This window comes from Rhodopseudomonas sp. BR0C11 (assembly GCF_010820945.1).
GTDB lineage: Bacteria > Pseudomonadota > Alphaproteobacteria > Rhizobiales > Xanthobacteraceae > Rhodopseudomonas > Rhodopseudomonas palustris_H.
On the sequence record NZ_QTKI01000566.1, the window covers coordinates 1 to 2,299 of the forward strand.

Sequence of the window (2,299 nt, forward strand, 5' to 3'; positions counted from 1 at the left end):
ACATCAAGACCATTGGTCGTGTTCGCACCAAGGGGAAGAACGTGAGTGCGCTGTCGCAAAAGCTGATCACCGACTTTGGCGGTGAGGTGCCGCGCACCCGTGAGGAGCTGGGGACGCTGCCCGGCGCTGGACGCAAGACCGCCAACGTAGTGCTGAACATGGCGTTCGGTCAGCCGACCATGGCGGTCGATACCCATGTGTTCCGGGTTGGTAATCGCACCGGCATGGCGCCAGGCGAAACGCCGCTCGCGGTGGAGCTTGAACTGGAGCGGGTGATCCCGGCCGAATTCATGCAGCACGCCCACCATTGGCTGATCCTGCACGGCCGCTACACCTGCCTCGCCCGCAAGCCGCGCTGCGAGGTCTGCTTGATCAACGATCTGTGTCGTTGGCCCGAGAAGACGGTGAGTTAGTTCGAGTTCTATCGTCATTGCCAGGAGCGAAGCGACGAAGCAATCCAGATCGGTGCACCGGGCTCTGGATTGCTTCGCTACGCTCGCAATGACGAAGGTGGAGTTGCTGCGCGACTACTTCATCATCGCTTTCACTTCGTCGTGCAGCGACTGCCGTGCGGCGTCGTCGGCGTAGAACATGTGGCCGCCGGGATAGACGACGAACTTCACGCGCTTCTCAGCCAGAGTCGGCGGCAACTGATCGAGCACGATTTGGGTACCGAAATACGGCGCGGCGAGATCGAATAGGCCACCGGTCACCAGCACCTGCAGGCTCGGGTCGACGCTGAGGATCTCACGGAGCTGGGTAGTCGATTCCAGCGGCTGGCGGCCGCGGCCGAAATCCCATTGTTCGGCCACCGAGCCATTCAGCAGTTCATACGAGCCGTCCGGCTTCCAGTTCAGCGTCGAGCGAGTCAGCTGCACGGCCGCGCTGGTGAGCGGTGCGATCAGCGAATCTGCCGACGGATCGCCGAAATGCGAGCCGCTGGAATCCGGGAACGGATCGAGCCCGAGTTTGGCGCCGTCGAACCGTCCGGTGACCCGGCCGCGATCGCGGTCGAACTCTCGCTGGAATTCGCGGGTGTCGAACCGCCCGGCCAATCGCCGGCTCACCGTCTTGTCGATTCCCGTCAGTGCAGAGACGCGGTCGGCGAGCCGCGTGGTCGCTTCTTTGTCGGCTTCGCCTTTGACCAGGTCAGTGAGGAATTCGCTGCGCGCGTAGCTCTCGACATCGGCGAGGTCGGCGCGGGTCACCTTGCCTTTCTGCTGCCGCGCCACCGCGGTCATCGACGGCAGCCGAGCTGCATATTGCAGCAGGCTGGAGCCGGACAGGTCGCGGAAGTCGAGCACCGGCGATACCAGGATCAGACCGTTGACGCCGACGCCCTGCTTGGTCTGCAGATTGTCCACCACCTTCGGACCGCGAATGCCGCCGTAGCTTTCGCCGGCCAGATACTTCGGCGAAGCGAGCCGGTCGTTCTTCTCCAGCCAGCGCCGGATCACCACCGCCATCGCCGAGATGTCGCCCTCGACTGCATAGAAGTGCTTACGCACCTCGTCGCCGCTGGCGACGAAACGGCTATAGCCGGTGCCGACCGGATCGATGAATACCAGGTCGGTGAAATCGAGCCAGGTTTCCGCATTGGCCTGCAGCACCGGCGGCGACGACGCCACCACGCTGCTGCCGATCGGCAGCCGCCACGGTCCGGCGGCGCCGAGCTGCAGCCAAGCCGAGGATGCGCCGGGGCCGCCGTTGAACAGGAACGTCACCGGCCGAGTGCGCGGATCGGCGCCGTCGAGCTTGTAGGTGGTGACGGCGATATCGGCCTGCGGCTCACCCTTGCCGTTGTACAGCCGGATCGAGCCGGCGGTGGCGGTGAACGCCAGAGTCCGCCCCGGCAACGCCAGACTGTGCTTGGTGGTGACGTCCGGCGGCAGGCTGTTGAGTTCGGCGCGGGCCGGCGACGCCTCGGCTTTGTTTGCGGCTGTGTCGGTCTGCTCCGCAGCTGATTTCGCCCGATCGGCGTGCGGTGCTGCAGGCCGCGCCTCTTGGGCGAGGGCGCTCGTACCGAGCTGTGGCAGCGCCAGCGCTGCGATCAACATCGAGGCGGTCACGGCGGACCGGGGCGACAGCGGCATCGACATCTCCTTCGGCAACGCCGCGGCGGCACCGCAGCGTTGGGCATGGGCTTGAAATCGTCGGGACCGACTCTGAGCGCAGGACTGCGTCAGTTTGGCGACGCTGCGGCCGGTGCGGCCGCCAGCGTCACTCCGCCGCGGCGAGCGCCGCCGGCAGCGCGCCGAGCTCGCGGGCGAATTCGATCATCAGGCCGGCCACGTCCTGC

At 65.9% G+C, this 2,299-nt stretch carries 2 protein-coding genes; one reads left to right on the forward strand and one right to left on the reverse strand.

The window, feature by feature from the left end:
• Positions 1-413: endonuclease III domain-containing protein (locus DYI24_RS25165; RefSeq protein WP_164574257.1), on the forward strand; the 413-nt coding region annotated here is incomplete at its 5' end.
• A 114-nt stretch (positions 414-527) separates the two neighbouring features.
• Here DYI24_RS25165 and DYI24_RS25170 read toward each other — a convergent pair.
• Entirely contained in the window at positions 528-2,093 is a 1,566-nt protein-coding gene (locus DYI24_RS25170) for a S10 family peptidase (RefSeq protein WP_164574258.1), read from the reverse strand.
• Positions 2,094-2,299: the final 206 nt, after the last annotated feature.

Coding starts and splice junctions, on each gene's coding strand:
- DYI24_RS25170 (WP_164574258.1), bottom strand. CDS start 2,093: ATGCCGCTGTCGCCCCGGTCCGCCGTGACCGCCTCGATGTTGATCGCA.